The organism is Enterococcus infantis (assembly GCF_049166715.1).
In the GTDB taxonomy this organism is placed as follows: Bacteria; Bacillota; Bacilli; order Lactobacillales; family Enterococcaceae; genus Enterococcus_C; species Enterococcus_C leclercqii.
In genome coordinates, this window is the sequence record NZ_JBMHFB010000002.1 from 25613 (window position 1) to 43892 (window position 18280).

Genomic DNA, 18280 nt, shown 5'->3' on the forward strand with positions numbered 1-18280 from the left:
AACGAAACTCCCCCAAAAGTAAAGGAAAACCTGTCACTCTAAAGAGAATCCTAAGGCCCGGCCAAACCGAAAATTGACTGCAGGTGCCACGCCCAAAAGCGGTCTGCAGAAGCTTGAAACATTTCGGGGAGCCAAATGCGTATCTCCTTTTGTAAATCAAAAAGGGAGGTAGACAGATGCTGATTGCTAAAGACCAAGAGGGTTGTTTGATTACTGGGGCAGCATACCGGCAGACAGGGAAAGAAAAAGAGCAAAGGGCTTTAGTCTGTCCTGGTTGTGGCAAAGAAGTAATCTTTAAAAACGGTAATGAGAAAATTCCCCACTTCGCCCATCGTGCCAACCACGAGTGCTACACGTTTTCTGAAGGGGAGTCATCGGAGCACTTGGCAGGAAAAGAATTGTTGCAGCGAATTCTACCGCCAGAGGCTTGCTTGGAGGCCTACTTACCGGAACTCTCACAGCGGCCAGATTTATTATGGCGACGCTTGGCGGTGGAATTTCAGTGCTCTGCGCTTTCTGCCCAAAGGCTTCAGGAACGAACGGAAAATTATTTGGCGCAGGGATATGACCCTTGGTGGATTTTGGGCCGGCATTTTTTGCCGGAAAAAGGATTGCGCTGGTCACAAGTAGCCAAAGCCGTGGTGCGCGATTCACCTCAAGGGCTGGAACTGTGGGGATTGAATACTTCAAAAGAAAGTTTGCTGTATTATCATGAGTTGGACTGGCATTATCAAGAAGGCACGCTGTTTTCTGTTACAGAGCATGGGGTGGGAGAAGCGTTATTTGCCGGCTTGTTTCATCCTGGCGGGCTAAGACGAAAACGAAAGGTACAGCCGAAATGGCGGATTGCCGAGTATCGTGTGCAGATGCAGCGATGGTTGCTCGTTCGTTCAAAGCGGGTCTTGCGCTTGCAAGGCTGTTGCTATGAGCGGGGCGGCAATCTACTGGCTTTGCCGGATTGGTGTTATCTGCCAGGAAGCTGTCAATTTTTGTTAGAGCAACAGTTGGTGTACTTACGTTTTTTGTTTTTACTGGATCCAGAAGCAAGTTTTGCCGCTTGGTATCTTGAAGCCAGCCAGGTGGTGGAGTGGCCGTTTCTGCTTTTGGATAAAAAAGCCGTGCTGGAAGAAGTTTTTCACGAGTGCCGTCGTTTGTGGCAAGCTATTTAGGAAAGGAGCGGCGCAGCTCAGTTCAATTTCTCGTATTGCCAGTTTATTTGACGCTGCCCTTGGTTATCGAAGATTATTTTTATTGGCTGAAGCAGTTCCTTCATAAAAGCCGCTAGTCTGAAAGTCTTAGGACTAGAAAATTCTGAATACTGTGATAACATAGGGGTGTCCGCTCTTGGTAAAAGCGCTATCTATCGCGTTACTAGCCAAGACACGGGGAAAAATAATAGCATTTGCGGAAATTTTCGCAAAGAAAAGGGGAACGGGTATGACTGAAACAACACAATTGCCAACACGAGAATCACTGCCAGCAGATCTGACTTGGGATTTGACGCTGATTTTTAAAGATGATGCGGCCTTTGATGGCGCATTTGCTGACTTGAAACAAGAGATTACCAAAGTGGGAGATTACAAAGGAACCTTGGCGCAAGGGCCGGAAGCTTTTAAAGCAGCCGTAACTTTCATGCTAGATGTCTATCGCCGTCTCGAAACACTTTATGTCTATTCTCATTTGAAAAACGATCAAGATACAGCGAATGCTGCTTATCAAGGAATGTATGCCAGAGCTTCCAGTCTTTTAGCGGAAACCAGTGAGGCACTGTCTTGGTTTGAACCAGAACTTTTGGGCTTGTCAGATGACGTGATTTGGGGCTACTTTGAACAAGATCCTTCACTGGAAGTCTATCGTCACTATGTGAAACAACTGGTGGACAATCGACCACATATCTTACCAGCAGAACAAGAAGCGTTGTTGGCTGGTGCCGGTGAAATCTTTGGCGCGGCGAGCAATACGTTCTCTGTTTTAAACAATGCCGACCTCGTCTTTCCTACTATTGAAGGCAGCGACGGAGAAAAAATTCAGCTGTCCCACGGTGTTTATGGGCAATTGATGGAAGCGACTGATCGTCGTGTGCGAGAAGCAGCTTTCAAAGGGTTGTATTCTGTTTACGAACAATTCCGCAATACCTTTGCCCAAACGCTGACTACCAATGTCAAAGGACACAACTATAAAGCGAAAGTTCGTAACTTTGCCTCGGCTAGAGAAGCAGCCTTAAGTGGCAACCATATTCCAGAAAGTGTGTATGACACCTTGGTAACGGTGGTCAATAAGAATTTGCCGCTGCTGCATCGATATGTCGAACTGCGTAAGCGACTGTTGGCTGTCGACGAGCTGCATATGTATGATATGTATACACCAATTATCGGTGAAGCGCCGATCAGCTACACTTATGAAGAAGCAGTAGCCAAAGCCAAAGCCGCTTTGCAACCTTTGGGAGCAGAATATCAAGGCGTTGTGGAGGAAGCCTTCGCTAACCGCTGGATTGATGTCGTTGAAAATAAAGGAAAACGCAGTGGCGCTTATTCTTCTGGCGCTTATGATACGGCACCATATATCTTGATGAACTGGCATGATACACTGGATCAGCTTTTCACTTTGGTTCATGAGATGGGCCATAGCGTTCACAGCTATTTCACCCGCAGTAATCAGCCATATGTCTACGGGGATTACTCGATTTTCTTGGCAGAGATTGCCTCTACGACCAATGAAAATATTTTAACTGAGTACTTGTTGGAAACAGAAACTGATCCTCGGGTCAAAGCTTATGTCTTAAATCATTATTTGGACGGGTTCAAAGGAACCATTTTCCGGCAGACTCAATTTGCTGAGTTTGAGCATTTCATCCACATGGAAGATGCAAAAGGAACCCCGCTAACAGCAGAGTTTCTCAGTGACAACTACGGCGAATTGAACGAGAAATACTATGGCACAGCAGTCGCAGCTGATCCTGAAATCAAACTGGAATGGTCCCGGATTCCCCATTTCTACTATAATTACTATGTCTTCCAATACGCAACCGGCTTTTCTGCTGCTTCAGCACTGGCAAAAAAAGTATTAGATAAAGAACCGAATGCTTTGGAAAACTACCTAAACTATCTGAAATCCGGTTCCAGCGATTACCCAATCGAAGTCATGAAAAAAGCCGGCGTCGATATGACTAAAGCCGACTATATCGAAGACGCGATGAAAGTTTTTGAACAACGCTTGAATGAACTAGAAGCCTTGATTGAAGAAATTGCTGACTGATTGCGCCAGCTAGCGGCACAAACTGCTAAAAAAAGGACAAGCCTAACTTGTTCAAAAATTGCTCTTCTTCAGCCTTTGAAATTCTTAACAACGAAAAGACAAGTCACTTCCACTATTTTCAATGGAAGTGACTTGTCTTTTGTTTCCGGCTCACATTTTGTAATGTTGACCTTGGAAAACGTGATCGGTTTTGCTTTTAATTGAAGCAAGGCGGCCTTTAGCTCTCAAGCATCATTTACTGTCTCGGTGGTAATGGTGGAAGGGGAGATACCAAACTGCTTTTTGAAGGACTTACTAAAGTGGTAGGCGTCTTGGTAGCCGACTGCTTTAGCCACTTCTTTGATGGTGCTCTTGCCTTTTTTCAACAGGTCCATGGCATGGGTCAGGCGGATATTGATCAAGTAGTTGATAGGGCTCATGCCGACAGATTCTTTAAAAATGCGTGAGAGGTATGTGGGGCTGACGAAGTGATCCAGCGCCAGTTTTTCCAGTGTGATTTCTTCTTGGTAGTTGTTTTCGATGAAATAAATGGTTTGGTTCACGATTTTCTGATGCCGTTTTTCACTGGAAGTCAACTGCGGCAAAATACTGGTATGTTGCTCAGTCAAGCCTCGCAGGATATACGCCAAAATCTGAATAACTTGCCCTTTGTGCATCAACTTAAACTCGCTCCCCTCATCATTGAGCTCGCGAATGGCTTCCCACGCTTTGTCGATGACGTTGTGCTGATAGCGCCCCAGCTCTAATAACGGTTGTGTATTAGGAAAAAAGTTACGTTTAAGGCCGTCCAGTGAGATGTTTCGCAAGCCGATGTGGAGTTGGTGAGAACAAGTGTTGGGCGCTTGCCATTCACTGTGTTTGACGCCGGGATTAAATAGCAGAATTTCACCGGCCCGTACTACGAGAGGGTCTTGGGGGCCAAACTGATACATGGCCTCACCTTCCAGCATGATGGTGATTTCTAGAAAGTCGTGGCTGTGCATCTTACTAAAATTGTCCGGCTTGTTCCAAGGATCGAACAAGTAGATGATTTCGGGATTGAAGGTTTGCGGATTTACTAGCTGCATGTTGGATTCTCCGTTGTTTTTATGTGCTTTTGCGGGTCAGGTCAGATAATAATATTCTACATCAAAAAAACTAAAATATCCCATTTCAATCAAAATTAAATGGGTTAAGCTATATAAACGACAGGAGGTATGTCAGAAAAATGAGCAATGCACAGTGGATTTGGCAATATGTCAAACAGTACAAGGGGAAAATCGCTCTTGCCACTTTGTTTTTGATCGGAAATGCGATCTTAATCGTCATCAATCCGTATCTGGGCAAAATGGTGGTGGACCAAGTCATTTATAAAAATGAAGTGAACTTATTGATTCCGTTAATCGCTATTATGATTGGGACCACCTTGGTACGAACGATAATGCGCTATTCCTATCAGATTTTGTGGGAGCGGGTAGGGCAAAATACGATCTTTCAACTGCGGGAAGATATGTATAAAAAATTGCAGGAATTGGACTTTGATTTCTTCAACCATACACGGGTGGGGGATATCATGGCCCGCATGACTGGGGATACCGATGCGATTCGTCATTTCGTTTCCTGGGTCATCTATAACATCATGGAATGTGTCATCTGGTTTATGGCAGCGGTTGCGGTAATGGCTTTCATCAACTGGAAGCTGATGTTGGCGTTGGTAGCGGTGACGCCGGTTATCTTCTTGATGACCAATGGCATGGGGAAAAAAGCCCGTCCGTTGTTCTTTGAAATTCGGGAAAGTTTTTCACGGTTGAACTCAATGGTAGAAGAAAACATCGGTGGCAATCGAGTGGTCAAAGCCTTTGCCAGAGAAGATTTCGAAATCGAAAAATTCAATGGCTACAACGATGATTTCAAACAGCGAAACATGGCCTCGGCCAAGGTTACTCGGACGTATCTGCCGGTTTTAGACGGTTTGGCAGGTTCATTGGGTGCGATTACACTGATTTTCGGTGGTGCTCTTTGTATTCAAGGGACCATGACGATAGGTGATTTGGTCGCATTCAATGGTTATTTGTGGATGTTGAACAATCCGATGCGGATGGCCGGCTGGTTGATCAATGATGTTCAGCGTTTCTCAGCAGCCTGCATCAAGATTCGGCAAATGTTAAATGCGGAGCCCCAAATTGAAGTTTCCGAAGAAAACCAAGTGGTACCAATCAAAGGCTTTGTGGAATTCCAAGATGTTTCCTTCCACTTTTCCGATGATCCTAATCACAATGTTTTGGAAAACGTCAACTTCAAGATTGCACCAGGGCAGTCCATCGGGATTTTAGGTGAAACGGGTTCTGGTAAGACAACACTGGTGAATCTGGTGGGACGTTTTTATGATCCGACGACTGGGAAAGTGCTGATTGACGGCAAGGATGCCAAAGATTATCCAGTCCGCCAGTTGCGGGAAAACATCTCCATGGTTATGCAAGACGTTTTCTTGTTTTCCAACACTATCAGCGACAATATCGCATTTGGGAATCCTTATGCTGACAGTGATTATGTTCGGCAAATGGCGGTGGTGGCCGATGCGGACGCGTTTATTTCTCGAATGCCACAAGGGTATGAAACAATCGTTGGTGAGCGGGGTGTCGGTTTATCCGGCGGTCAAAAACAGCGGATTTCATTGGCCCGGGCTTTGGTGAAAGACCCATCGATTTTGATTTTGGACGACACCACGTCAGCCGTTGATATGGAGACGGAAAGTAAAATCCAGCAGGAGTTGGCGAAACTAACAGAAGCAAAGACCACTTTTATCATCGCCCATCGTATCTCTTCAGTGCGGGATGCCGACTTAATCTTGATGATGGAAAAAGGCCGTGTAGTGGAACAAGGAACCCACGAAGAGCTGGTTTCAAAAGGCGGCAAGTATTACGAAGTGTACCAAAAACAACTAGGACTTACTGGAGGTGAGGCAAATGGCACGGAATAAATTCGATGTGGATGAGGAATTGGCTCAGGAGTTTTCCTGGTCGGATCTCAAGCGATTGGCTCAATATATCAGGCCCTATAAAGGACCGATAATCAAAGTCCTGGCTACGATTATCCTGGCCAATACAGCCGGTATGCTGGCGCCCATCTTCACTCAGCGGGCCATCGATACCTCGATTCCGCAAAAAAATATGCAGGAATTGCTGCTGATTGGTGCAGCGTTTCTAGTCACGCTGGTGGTCATTGCTATCTGCATGCGCTACCGGATCTTCCACATTACAGAAATTGGACAAGATGTCTTGAAGGACATGCGCTTTGATATTTTTGAACATTTGCAACGACTGCCTTTCTCTTATTTTGACAATCGGCCCCACGGTAAGATTTTGATTCGAGTGGTCAATTATATCAATACCTTGAGTGACTTGTTGAGTAACGGTTTGATCAACTTAATCTCTGATATTTTCAACGTGATTATCACGCTGGTATTTATGTTCTCCATTGACTTTAAACTGACGTTGTACAGCTTGATGCTTTTGCCGGTCTTGTTCGTGATGGTCTTGTTCATCCAAGGCAAGCAGCGAGTCGCTTATCAAGTTTTAAGTAACAAGCAGTCAAATATGAACGCCTATATCCATGAAAGTATTTCGGGAATCAAGATTACACAATCTTTTGCCCGTGAAGAAGAAAATCTACGGGTTTTCCAAGAAGTTTCTGAAGACTATCGGAGTTCCTGGATGCATGCGGTTAAAATTCAGTTTCTCTTATGGCCAGGGGTCCAAAATATTTCTGTAATCACCATGTGTATCATCTATTTTGTCGGTGTGCGCCAAATTGGTGTGGAGGTTTCCACTGGGACGCTGATTGCATTTATCGCCTATATCAATAACTTTTGGAACCCAGTAATCAATATTGGGAACTTCTACAACAGCTTGATTACTGCTACGGCCTATTTGGAACGAATCTTTGAAACCATGGATGAAGTGCCGGATATTCAAGACAAACCAGGCGCAATCGAATTGCCACAGATCAAAGGAAATGTTGATTTTGAGCATGTGACTTTCCGCTATGAAGAAGGCAAGGACATTCTAAAAGACGTCAGCTTCCATATTGACGCTGGTCAGTCCATTGCCTTAGTAGGACCGACAGGAGCAGGTAAGACGACTGTCATCAACTTGTTGAGCCGTTTTTACGACATCAATGAAGGATCCGTGAAAATCGACGGATACGATGTTCGCGATGTCACTTTAAATTCACTGCGGCGCCAGATGGGGGTTATGCTGCAAGATACCTTCGTCTTTTCAGGAACGATTATGGAAAACATCCGCTATGGTAAATTGGACGCTACCGAAGAAGAAATCATCGCCGCAGCCAAAGTCGTGCGGGCCCATGATTTCATCAAAGAGCTGAAAGATGGCTACAATACGGTTGTAGAAGAACGAGGGAGCACCTTGTCTGCCGGCCAGCGTCAGCTCATCTCCTTTGCTCGGGCGCTTTTAGCAGATCCAAAAATCCTGATTCTGGATGAAGCCACGTCTTCCATTGATACCAAGACCGAAGAACTCTTACAAGAAGGCTTGTTGAAATTATTGGAAGGACGAACCTCATTTATCATCGCCCACCGTTTGTCTACCATCAAAAATTCTGACAAGATTTTCTATGTTTCCGGCGGTACCATTGCCGAAGCCGGCAGTCACGACGAGTTGATGGCCCAAGGTGGCTTGTACCATCATTTGTACCAATCGCAATACGATCTCTTGCAGGCAATTTAAGAGAGCTGATGAACAGTAAAAAAGTCAACTGGCGTATTAATGCCAGTTGACTTTTTTGTGGCGTGCCCCACAGGTGCTCTATTATAAGAAATGCCGCCAAATTTTTGGTAGAGGTTAGTTTTCCATCAGTTTGCCAAATTTACGATTTTGGTACCATGAGCTTCAGAAACGCCCAATTCTTTGACGACTTGATCGACATTTTCAAAGGTAATACCCGCGCCAGGCAAGATTAAAAGACGACCGTCAGCGTAAGCAATCAGCTCTTTTAGACGGGAAAGATTGTCAAGAATTGGTGTGCCTGCCGCTCCGCCGTGGGTCAAAATACGATCTACGCCGTGACCAGCCAGCCAATCGATGGCTTCAAACTGCCGTTCAGCCGGAATTGCGTCGAAAGCCATATGAAAGGTGATCTGTAGACCTTCTGCATTGTCGATGAACAGTTCCAGTGCTTCTTCGTCCAACCAACCGCTAGGGGTCAAGCAGCCGAAAACAACACCGTCAGTTCCAAGTTTTTTGGCTTCAATTAAGTCGGTGTGCATAATCTTCAGCTCAATATCGTTGTAAACAAAGTCACCACCGCGGGGACGGATCATGGTCATTACCGGCACCCCTTTTTCACCAGCATAGCCCAATGCTTCTTCGATGACACCGGTCGAAGGCGTTGTTCCGCCGACAGCCAGGTTGTCACATAGCTCGATGCGGCCAGCACCGGCATGGATGGCCGCTGGAATATCCGTATAATTTTCAGCACAAAATTCTTTAATCAACTAAAGTCACGTCCTTTGAAATAATGAATGATAGCAAGTCTACAAGGCAACAAAGCTTTGTAAGCACCTGCTCTTCTGTGTAGAATTTTAACATATCTCTGTGGTAAAGTAGAGGACGAGGCGCCGATAACATAGCGGCCATAGGAAATGACACAGCCGCTGGAGCATACGCGGCAGAAAAAAGCAGTAGACGAGGAGAACAGGATGGAAAAGAAGATTGATCGTGGCAAACGCTTTGTCTACGAACAGGCGCAATTATTTCGTTGCCCACTGTGCCATACCTCAATGAAGGGCAGTGCTGCTGGGCTGATCTGTGAAAACCAGCACCGTTTTGATGTTTCTAAAAAAGGGACCCTGTTCTTTTTGACCCACCAGGTGAAGACGGATTATGACCACGAGATGTTTGCCGCCCGCCGCCGCATGATCCAAAGCGGAATGTATCAACCGCTGCTCAAACGACTAGCAGCATTGGTACCGAGTGCGGGAACACTGCTGGATGTCGGTTGTGGCGAAGGTAGTTTTCTGGATTTGTTGTTAGAACAAACTGGTCAACAAGCAGCTATCGGGTTTGATATTTCCAAAGAAGGAGTTTACATGGCAACGGAACAACCGCAACCAGCATTTTGGTGTGTGGCTGACCTCACCAACTTGCCTTTTGCTGATAAGCGTTTCGATACAGTGCTGAATATTTTTTCCCCTTCAAATTATCGGGAATTTGCCCGAATCTTGAAGCCGGCGGGGCAGTTATTGAAGGTGGTTCCGGGCCCTCGTTACTTGCAGGAACTCCGACAAGCCTTCTACCCGGAGGATGTCACTAAGCAACAGTACTCCAATGCGCCTGTGGTAACGAAATTCACAGAGTTTTACCGACACTTCGAAAGTGAAGAAATAACGTACCAGTTTGAAATTCCAGCAGAGCGAAGACTGGATCTTTTGGAAATGTCCCCTTTAGAATGGGGTGTCAAACCAGAGCGAAAAGCCGAATTAAAAAAACAACCTTTAAGTAAAATCACAGTTGACTTATTGCTCCTGAAGGGCGAAAATTCTGCTTTTTTGTGAAGTTTTTGAGATTTTCCTGTTGCAAAAATCTGCGATGGGTGATATAGTTACGTCAAGTCATTTTTCATTGGTTTTTATCAGGTTCCTGTTCTGATAAAAGTTAGTGAAAAGAGCTTCACTAACGTAACAACTTGCCGTGCTTGACACCGAGTTGCTACGTTTTTTTTGTGCTTTTTTTTTCGGGGAGCTTAGGTTGGTCGTGTGAATTGTCTGTTCTTGAAGAAGAACACTTCGAAAACTCAGTGTGTAGCGGAAGGCGTGAGAAGGGAATAGAGGCTTTGGTCTGCAAAGTGAAGGAACGGGCTGTGGCTTGGTCCTTTTTTTGTTGCGATGGTTTTGGTTTTTTAACGATGCAACGATACATAGATTGATTATTAAAAATTAAATTTCATGTTATGGGAACCTTTTGTTGGGTTGCGGACTCTAACTGTATATAAAAAATAAGGAGGGCGAAATGGAGGATATCGAATTTTTAGTTAGGCAAGCTCAGCGGGGAAATCACGAAGCTTTTATTCAGCTGATTTCCGGATATGAAAAAGTACTATATGTAACGGCGCAGCGCTTTTTGAGAAACAAACATGATGTTGCGGACGTCATGCAGGATACAATTTTAATCGGCTTCCGGGATATCAAAAAATTGAAGAGTCCCAAATATTTCAACACATGGATTTACAAAATTTTGGTGAATAATTGTAAAAAATATCTAGCCAAGAGTGGTCAGCTCTCTTTTTAGGAATACGATGGGACTGTCAGTTACTCTTCAGAAAAAATGGAGTTAAACGAACTGATTGGACAGATTGCTGATATCTACAAGATTCCACTGGTTCTTTTCTATTACAATGATTTGAGCCTCAATGAAATCAGCGAGATCTTGGAGATACCTGTGGGAACGGTGAAATCGAGGTTATCTCGAGGACGCAGTTTATTAGAAGAGCAGTATAAACACTAAAAGTATATGAGATGACGAATTCAAAAAAGGGGGCACTACAATGGCGGATTTTGAAAATCAGTTGCGCGCAGCATTGAGAGGAGAGGCAGAAATGCAGATTGACCCACAAGTAAAGGCCAAAATCGATGCAACTTATGAAATAATTCGAAAGAAAAAACGTAACAGGCAACGGGTTAGCCGCATTTTGGCAGCAGCAGTGGTGTTGTTTGTAGCAGGGTTAGCTGTCGCTCAGACAGGGCCTGGTGCAGCTGCATTCGATTATATCCAAATGAAATTCTTTTCCGGCACGGTGACTGATAAGAACTATGTTCGTAACGAGAACCTGGTTGCTGTCGATCAGGATGTGGTAATCACGCTGGAAAGGTTCTACACCGATGATCTTGCCGTTGGCTTTACGTTGGCAATCGACTATTCCAAAAATAAAAAGATGGTTGAAAAAGAACATTGGGCCGAAGAATTCTGGCCAAGGATGACTATCCAGACTTCGGAAGGTCGTAATTTGGATGAGTTCGCTATGAGAATCGATGGCAATTTGGACAGGGAAAATCATGTGATGGAATATTACTTTGAAATGCAACCAAAACAATTTGCCGGATATGCAAATTTAGAGGAGATTGATATTTCAATCGATAAAGTTACCGGCTTTGAGGCACGGCAGCCTTCTAAGCCTGGCTTTTATATGTTGGACAGTATAGAAACAAAAGGAAACTGGAATTTTACAGTAAATAATCGGAATATCGAAAGATTGGCAGGTAAAACCTTTTTACCGACAACTGAAACGGAGTTACCGATAGCAGCTGGAATCGCCTATCCTAGCGGGTTTGCAATCAAGATCACTGATTCAAAAGCGCTGCGGGCAATGCTCCATCAGCGGGTCAAAGAAGGAAAGAATAATTCAGAACGCTTACGGGTAGAAAAAAATGGGGAAATCACTTATTACGAAAGGGATAGTGGCTATGAAATGGTAGAAAATATTTCCTATACGGTTTTTGCTTACACTGGTTATGATGAGGAGGCAAAAATCTTCTTGGAGAAAGAGGGTTTTGAAGATATCGAACTGAAATTTTCAGAATAGCTTTTCCAAATAGAATATCAAAAGAAACCGGCCAGATGGTATATCCGTGTGGCCGGTTGTTTTTTACAAGGGGTTGTCGGTGGTTTTATTTCAACAGGGCTTTTTTCGGCTTCTGAACGTCAAACTGTTGTCGAAGCTTTTTGAGATACAGCAGCGTACCTGTAAAAAAGACGGTCAGTATAAAAAGCGGCAGCCCCTGGATGACGATGCCTCTACTGGTTAGAAAGCTTATTTTGATAAGTTCCAAAACAGCGGGATGCCAGAAAAAAAGTTCTTTTCCGATGGCTCTGAATTTTTGATCAGGAAGACGTGTAAGCTGAGGTTTTAGTAGACAAGGAACAACAATCAGCAGCAAAGGGATCAAGCTGAATAAAAAGTTTTTGTCATCTCCTTGATTGTGGTAAATCAGCCAACCTTCGCCACTCACGAATAATCCGCTGAAAAACAACTTTAAAGGCAGCTGTTGTTTGAAAAAAGGCTTTTGGTAATTGTCTTGTAAGAAAAAACCAAGCCAAATAAAAATCGGCGCGAAGAAAAGTCCGTTGCGTGTGGTGAAGAAGACACTCCTGTAAAGCTGATACACCGGTTCAACGGCACTGTGGCTGAAATAGGCAGAATAAGTTTCGTAGGAACCAATAGCATACAGTGTCAAAAAAAGCGCAAAGCTCCCGAGATACCCTATATGCTGGAGGAGTTTTTCCGTCAGGCGGGTTGCAAAAAGTAACGCCGGAAAATACCAAAGGTGGTAACAAACCCCCAAGAAGAGTAAGCCCCAAACGATTGCAAAAGGCAGTAGTAAAAGAGACACCTGTCGTTCATATAAAATAAAGAGACCATAAGGCAGATAAACCCAGCTGAGGTAGCGGTACGTTTTGTATTGTTGGCGGAAAAAAACGTACCAGTAGTCTGGCTGTGTTTTTTGACGTTGCCGATAGAAAAAACCGTTGATGACCAAAAAGAAGGGAACAGCCATCCGGCAAAAAATCGACTTGAGTAAAAAATGAAGCCACGGAATTTCCGACAAGCGGCCACAGTGAACCAAAATGACAAGAAGTGAAGCGAGCAATTGTGCTAGTGATAAATAAGGATATGTTTTTTTCACAGGAAAACCTCCTATCAGGTTTAGCTAGTGTAACTTTTTACTGTTGGGCTTAGCCAGCAACGATGGGTAACAAAGGGCGAAAACCTTGATGTATTAGTATGTTCTATTTTGTTGCGGCCTTTTTTTGAATGGAAGAATGTCGTCACAGTCTTTGATTTGCTATACTGTCAGCAAGGAAAAGTTGCGAAAGGAAGTTTGGCATGCGCATAGGGAAAATCATCAAGGAGGAACGTACAAAGCGACAGTTAACCCAGGAGAATCTGGCGGAAGAGTTTTTTGTTACCCGACAGCTGATTTCAAAGTGGGAGAATGATAAGAGCTATCCGGATCTGGATCAGGTCGTAAAACTGAGTGAGTTTTTTCAGCTGCCGTTGGATTATCTTTTAAAGGAAGATCAGAAAATGGTGGAGGAACTGAATTTCGATAGTCGCTCAAAAAAGTGGTTGAAACGCAGTGTGGCGGGTTTGTCTTTTGTCATTGTGGGAATCTTGGTAACGATGGGGCTTCTTTTTTGGAACGATACATTGGTATTGGAGGCTGATGATCTGATTATTACAGGAATCGAAAAAAAGGAGCTTTCTCCCGAAGAAGTCACAAATCCGGTCACCGGCCAGAAAGTTCAATTACCTGCGGATGTAGAGTATGTGATCTCGTTTAAAAGTGACCGTTTGTTTTGTGATTTAGCTCGGGTCTCAGGCTATGCGCAGGCGGTGGACCAATCGGGAATCCAAGTGACTGTCCTCGGGTTTAGAAAACTGTTTGGTGGACGAAAAGAAAGTAAAATTTATGTACGGAGTTCTCGGGAAAATATTCTGGAAAAGGAAGGTTCAAATCTAAACAAAGGCATTTATTTTGCTGGGCTGTCTGCTCATTTTGCCAAAATAGACGAGGGCCAGCTGTTGATTCGAAAAGAAATCCTTGCTGAATTACCCAATTCTCCAAAGCTGCGGCTGGAATAGGTCAGGTTGACAGAGCTGCTGGGAGAAATTTGGCCAACACAAAAGACTGACTCACGGCGGTCTGCCCATTGTATTTTGCGGTTTGAATTTTGATTAAAGCATTTTTTTAAACGGTGAAAAGGCTGGATAATATCCGCTTTCTCACCGCTTTTTGTATTTGTAACAGAAGCAAAAGTTGTCGGAGTGGGCGTGTTCGCTTTTTGAAGATTTGTTTTACATACGTGAAAAGCAGTCTCGGACTACTGCGCAGGGGCGGAAAGTTGTGCTATAGTAGGAGAAGAATTTTGCGGGAGGCTGGTCTGATGACCGCTGTCTACCGTGACAGAAATGGAGATTTTTTGCGTGAATCATATTGTTTTATTTGAACCGCAGATTCCGGCCAATACCGGCAATATTGCTCGAACTTGTGCGGCCACGAATACCCCGCTGCACCTGATCGAACCGCTGGGCTTTTCTACTGATGACAAGCATTTAAAACGGGCAGGATTGGACTATTGGGAAGCTGTTGCAATCAGTTACCATCAGGATTTGGCGGCTTTTTTGGCGTACCTTGAAAAAGAAGAGAAGGCACAGCTGCATCTGATCACCAAATTTGCCAATCGGGTGTATTCTGAGGTGGATTATACCGATGGACAGGAGCATTACTTCATGTTTGGCAAAGAGACCACTGGTTTGCCGGAGACGTTCATGCGGGAAAACGCAGAAAAGTGCTTGCGAATTCCTATGAACGATCAACATGTTCGTTCGTTGAATCTCTCAAACACCGCGGCAATGGTCGTCTATGAAGCGCTGCGGCAACAAGGGTTTCCTAATTTGGAACTGACCCATCATTATGAACACGATAAGCTGGACTAAAAGCCAGTAAAAAGATGCGGCTGAGAAACTATCCCAAAATAGTTTCCAGCTGCAGTAGACTTATCAATTTATGGAAAAGAGCGAGGCGCATATGCAGATTTACTTTACCCGACACGGCAAAACCGAATGGAACAAGGAACGACGCTTTCAAGGCATGTTGGGAGACTCCCCGCTATTGCCTGAGAGTATGAAGGAGCTGGATCTGTTGGGAGAGCATCTGGCGGAGGTGCCGTTTGAAGCAATCTATGCGTCTACTTCACAGCGGGCCCGTAAGACGGCTGAAACTATCGCAAGTCATTTGAAGCAACCGGCGCCAATCTATTACAATGATGGGCTGCGGGAGCTGGGGCTGGGCAAGCTGGAAGGCCAGTTGATTGACGAGATGAGCGGGGTGTACCCAACGGAACTGGATCACCTGCGCAATCGACTGGATCTGTATGATCCACGGGTTTTTGCCGGGGAAGCCATTGAGGACGCGTTAGCCCGTATCGAAACAGTTGTGGCGGATGCAGTGATGCAGCATGAAGGTCCGCTGTTATTTGTCGGGCATGGGGCATCATTGACCGCAGCAATCCAGTGGTTGGCGGGCAAAGAATTGTCTCAATTGCGGGAAATGGGTGGTCTGGTAAATAACAGCGTGACGATGATGGAGGCGATTGAACCGTTGAAATTAACCCCTTATCGGCTAGTCACCTACAATGACGCGTCATTTCTCGGTGATAGTGCCGGAAGAGATGCACTGTTGTAACAAGACGTTTTATATTTGCCACTGCTTTGAAATAGAAACAGATGAAATTAAGAGAGGAGCGGCAGCTTTTGTCAGAGACACAAGGAACCATCGACGGCACGGTTGCCGCGATTTTTTATCAAAACGGAGGCAATTTTTTCAAAGTCCTCTTAGTAAAAGTAGCAGAAACCGACTTGGATTATCGAGATGACGAGATCGTGGTCACGGGTACTTTCGGTGATGTTCAAGAAGGAGAGGCCTATCGCTTTACCGGGCAACTGGTGGAGCATGCAAAATACGGACTACAGATGAAGGCTGACAGTTATCAACAAGCGCAGCCCACGTCAGCGGCTGGACTGATTCAGTTTTTTGCCAGCGATAAGTTTCCCGGAATCGGCAAGAAAACAGCGGAACGAATCGTAGAAACACTGGGGGATGATGCGATCAACCGCATGCTGGATGACCCCAGCTTACTGACGCAAATCAGCGGGTTGACGAAGGCCAAGCGAGAGATGATTCTTGAAACGGTTCGGGCCAATCATGGCATGGATCAAGTCATCGTAACCTTGACCAAGTATGGCTTTGGTAGCCAGCTGGCCTTTGCTATCTACCAGACATATAAAAATGAAACACTGGATATCATCCACGAGAATCCCTATCAACTTGTGGAGGACATCGACGGAATCGGCTTCAAAAAGGCCGATCAGTTGGCAGAGCAAATGGGGATTTCTGCTGATTCCCTACAGCGAATGAAGGCGTGTGTTATGCATCAAATCTTCCATCATGCGCTGTCTTCCGGGGACACGTATATCCCTGCTCAAGAGCTTTTGGAACAAGTGCTGGAGCTGTTGGAAAGCAGTCGCCCGGTGGAAATTCCACCAGAAGAGCTGGCTAATGCTATCATCCAGTTGGTGGAAGAAGGCAAGATCCAACAAGACGGCACGGAGCTTTACGACAATTCCCTTTATTTTGCCGAATGGGGCGTTGCTAACTCGGTGGAACGCTTGTTAAAACGAAAAAGTGAGATCGTTTATGACGAAAAGCGCCTGAAAAAAGAGTTGCGAAAGATTGAAAAAGAGCTGGCTATCAGCTACGGAACTTCCCAAGAAGAAGCGATTTTTGAGGCAATCAAATCCCCTTTGTTCATTCTTACCGGTGGTCCTGGTACCGGCAAAACCACGGTCATCAATGGTATCGTCAAATTATTTGCGGCTCTGAACGATGTGGATCTCAGCCCCCACAATGCCTCCAGTGATGTCTTTCCCATTAAACTGGCAGCACCTACTGGACGAGCAGCCAAGCGAATGAATGAGACTACTGGACTGCCGGCAGGAACGATCCATCGGTTATTGGGACTTACAGGCCGGGAGAAGACGCCTTCTGCCAGTGCCAAAGAGTTAAACGGTGGTCTGCTGATTGTCGATGAGATGTCGATGGTGGATACTTGGTTAGCCAACACCCTGTTTAAGGCCATCCAAAACGACATGCAAGTCATCTTTGTGGGAGATAAAGATCAGCTGCCTTCTGTAGGACCCGGACAAGTCTTACATGATTTGTTGCAAGTAGAAGTGATTCCAAAGCGGGAGTTGACAGAAATCTATCGGCAGGAAGATGGCTCGAGTATTATTCCGTTGGCCCATGAAATCAAAAACGGCCACTTGCCGAAAAACCTTACCGTCAATCAAAAGGACCGCTCCTTTTTCGCTTGTGATGCCTATCAGATTGAACCCATCGTGGCTCAGATTGTCGGTAAAGCCAAAGCAAAGGGCTTCACGCCACAAGACATTCAGGTGTTGGCTCCGATGTATCGGGGGCCTGCCGGGATCAATGCTTTAAACAAGATGATGCAGGAAATTTTTAACCCCAATGATGGCACGAAAAAAGAAGTCTTGTTTAATGAGGTGGCCTATCGCATTGGCGACAAAGTGCTGCAGCTGGTCAATGACGCCGAACAAAATGTCTTCAATGGTGATATGGGGGTAATTGTGGGTATCACCTATGCCAAGGATTCAGAAGAAAAAACTGATGAACTGACGATTCGCTTTGATGCCGCCGAAGTTACTTACAAGCGCAATGAATGGAATAAAATCACGTTGTCTTATTGCTGTTCCATCCATAAATCTCAAGGCAGTGAGTTCAAAATGGTGATTCTGCCCATGGTCTACCAATACCAGCGAATGCTGCAACGAAATTTGTTGTATACCGCTGTTACTCGCAGCAAGGACTTACTGATCTTGTTGGGAGAGACCCGTGCTTTTGAAACCGCGGTGCGGGTGGAATCCGCTACCCGCCGCACGACATTGCAACGACGGATAGCCGAAGCAGCCGGCATCACTCCGGCGTTGGTACAAAAGATCCACCAATACGAAGATCAACAAGCCGATGAAGGCCATACCGGATTGGTAACGTCCCTGCCGCTTCCAAAAGCTGAGCTGCCTTCTTTAGCAGCTGTGACAGCTAAAGAATCAGCGAAGGATAAAGTGGTTGAGCTTCAGCCAAGCACTGAAAATCCAAGGGCTGCTGTTTCTGTTGCTTCTCAAGAAGAGACACGACAACCTGTGGATTACGCAGCACTCACTCATGAGATGCAGCCGTCTTTGAAATCAGGCGAAGACGTGCAAGAAAAGCCAAGCCTGGAAGAAGACACAGCTGAGTATCTTTTGACTCCGCAATTGGTTCGTTCCGGGACTGTAGATCCATTGATTGGCATGGCTGGTGTAACGCCGATGATGTTTATGGAGACAAGTGACGGAGAACAGTGAAGCTGAGGATAGAAGCAACACCCAAAAAGACACTCAAACATGC

15 protein-coding genes are annotated in these 18280 nt (G+C 45.2%); 12 read left to right on the forward strand and 3 right to left on the reverse strand.

The annotated features are described in order from the left end of the window. The first annotated feature begins 176 nt into the window (after positions 1-176). Together ACOMA8_RS02725 and pepF are read left to right on the forward strand one after the other, a co-directional pair. The gene (locus ACOMA8_RS02725; protein WP_421368291.1) at positions 177-1169 is read left to right on the forward strand and encodes a competence protein CoiA; all 993 of its coding nucleotides are present in this window, start codon (positions 177-179) and stop codon (positions 1167-1169) included. A gap of 268 nt (positions 1170-1437) precedes the next feature. Next, on the forward strand, positions 1438-3255 hold the full coding sequence (pepF, locus tag ACOMA8_RS02730) for an oligoendopeptidase F (protein WP_421368294.1): 1818 nt from the start codon (positions 1438-1440) through the stop codon (positions 3253-3255). Between the two features lie 224 nt (positions 3256-3479). Here the strand turns inward: pepF and ACOMA8_RS02735 are convergent, their stop codons facing one another. After that, the gene (locus tag ACOMA8_RS02735) at positions 3480-4322 is read right to left on the reverse strand and encodes a helix-turn-helix transcriptional regulator (RefSeq protein ID WP_421368296.1); all 843 of its coding nucleotides are present in this window, start codon (positions 4320-4322) and stop codon (positions 3480-3482) included. Positions 4323-4462: 140 nt separating this feature from the next. Here ACOMA8_RS02735 and ACOMA8_RS02740 point away from each other — a divergent pair, with 140 nt between their 5' ends. Further along, positions 4463-6214 carry an ABC transporter ATP-binding protein gene (locus tag ACOMA8_RS02740; protein WP_161898861.1) on the forward strand — a complete coding sequence of 584 codons (1752 nt, stop codon included), beginning with the start codon at positions 4463-4465 and terminating at the stop codon, positions 6212-6214. Next, a complete protein-coding gene (locus ACOMA8_RS02745; RefSeq protein ID WP_421368299.1) occupies positions 6201-7982 on the forward strand; it encodes an ABC transporter ATP-binding protein in 1782 nt (593 codons plus the stop codon). The genes ACOMA8_RS02740 and ACOMA8_RS02745 overlap by 14 nt, the downstream gene beginning before the upstream one ends. A 125-nt stretch (positions 7983-8107) precedes the next feature. On the opposite strand, the gene ACOMA8_RS02750 is transcribed toward ACOMA8_RS02745, so the two are convergent. Continuing rightward, positions 8108-8749: a copper homeostasis protein CutC gene (locus ACOMA8_RS02750; protein ID WP_161898863.1), complete on the reverse strand. Its 642-nt coding sequence runs from the start codon at positions 8747-8749 to the stop codon at positions 8108-8110. A 204-nt stretch (positions 8750-8953) separates the two neighbouring features. Between ACOMA8_RS02750 and ACOMA8_RS02755 the strand changes: the two genes are divergently transcribed. From ACOMA8_RS02755 to ACOMA8_RS02770, 4 genes are all read left to right on the forward strand, one after another. Next, entirely contained in the window at positions 8954-9808 is an 855-nt protein-coding gene (locus tag ACOMA8_RS02755; RefSeq protein WP_161898864.1) for a methyltransferase domain-containing protein, read from the forward strand. A gap of 454 nt (positions 9809-10262) precedes the next feature. After that, a complete protein-coding gene (locus ACOMA8_RS02760; protein WP_421368303.1) occupies positions 10263-10541 on the forward strand; it encodes a sigma factor in 279 nt (92 codons plus the stop codon). 36 nt (positions 10542-10577) lie between these two features. After that, positions 10578-10757 (forward strand): sigma factor-like helix-turn-helix DNA-binding protein, encoded by a 180-nt coding sequence (locus ACOMA8_RS02765; RefSeq protein WP_421368306.1) that lies wholly within the window; start codon positions 10578-10580, stop codon positions 10755-10757. Positions 10758-10797: 40 nt separating this feature from the next. Continuing rightward, on the forward strand, positions 10798-11832 hold the full coding sequence (locus tag ACOMA8_RS02770) for a DUF4179 domain-containing protein (protein ID WP_421368308.1): 1035 nt from the start codon (positions 10798-10800) through the stop codon (positions 11830-11832). 85 nt (positions 11833-11917) lie between these two features. Here ACOMA8_RS02770 and ACOMA8_RS02775 read toward each other — a convergent pair whose 3' ends face one another. Continuing rightward, positions 11918-12934, reverse strand: coding sequence for an acyltransferase family protein (locus ACOMA8_RS02775; RefSeq protein ID WP_421368310.1), 1017 nt, complete (start codon positions 12932-12934; stop codon positions 11918-11920). Between the two features lie 200 nt (positions 12935-13134). Here ACOMA8_RS02775 and ACOMA8_RS02780 point away from each other — a divergent pair, with 200 nt between their 5' ends. The 4 genes from ACOMA8_RS02780 (at position 13135) to recD2 (ending at position 18237) form a co-directional block, all read left to right on the forward strand. Continuing rightward, positions 13135-13893, forward strand: a complete 759-nt coding sequence (locus ACOMA8_RS02780; protein WP_421368313.1) for a helix-turn-helix domain-containing protein — start codon at positions 13135-13137, stop codon at positions 13891-13893. 327 nt (positions 13894-14220) lie between these two features. Then, complete coding sequence (gene trmL, locus ACOMA8_RS02785; RefSeq protein WP_202622163.1) at positions 14221-14748, forward strand: tRNA (uridine(34)/cytosine(34)/5-carboxymethylaminomethyluridine(34)-2'-O)-methyltransferase TrmL; 528 nt, start codon at positions 14221-14223, stop codon at positions 14746-14748. A gap of 91 nt (positions 14749-14839) precedes the next feature. Next, positions 14840-15496, forward strand: a complete 657-nt coding sequence (locus tag ACOMA8_RS02790; protein WP_421368315.1) for a histidine phosphatase family protein — start codon at positions 14840-14842, stop codon at positions 15494-15496. Between the two features lie 41 nt (positions 15497-15537). Next, positions 15538-18237, forward strand: coding sequence for an SF1B family DNA helicase RecD2 (gene recD2, locus ACOMA8_RS02795; protein ID WP_421368318.1), 2700 nt, complete (start codon positions 15538-15540; stop codon positions 18235-18237). Positions 18238-18280: the final 43 nt, after the last annotated feature.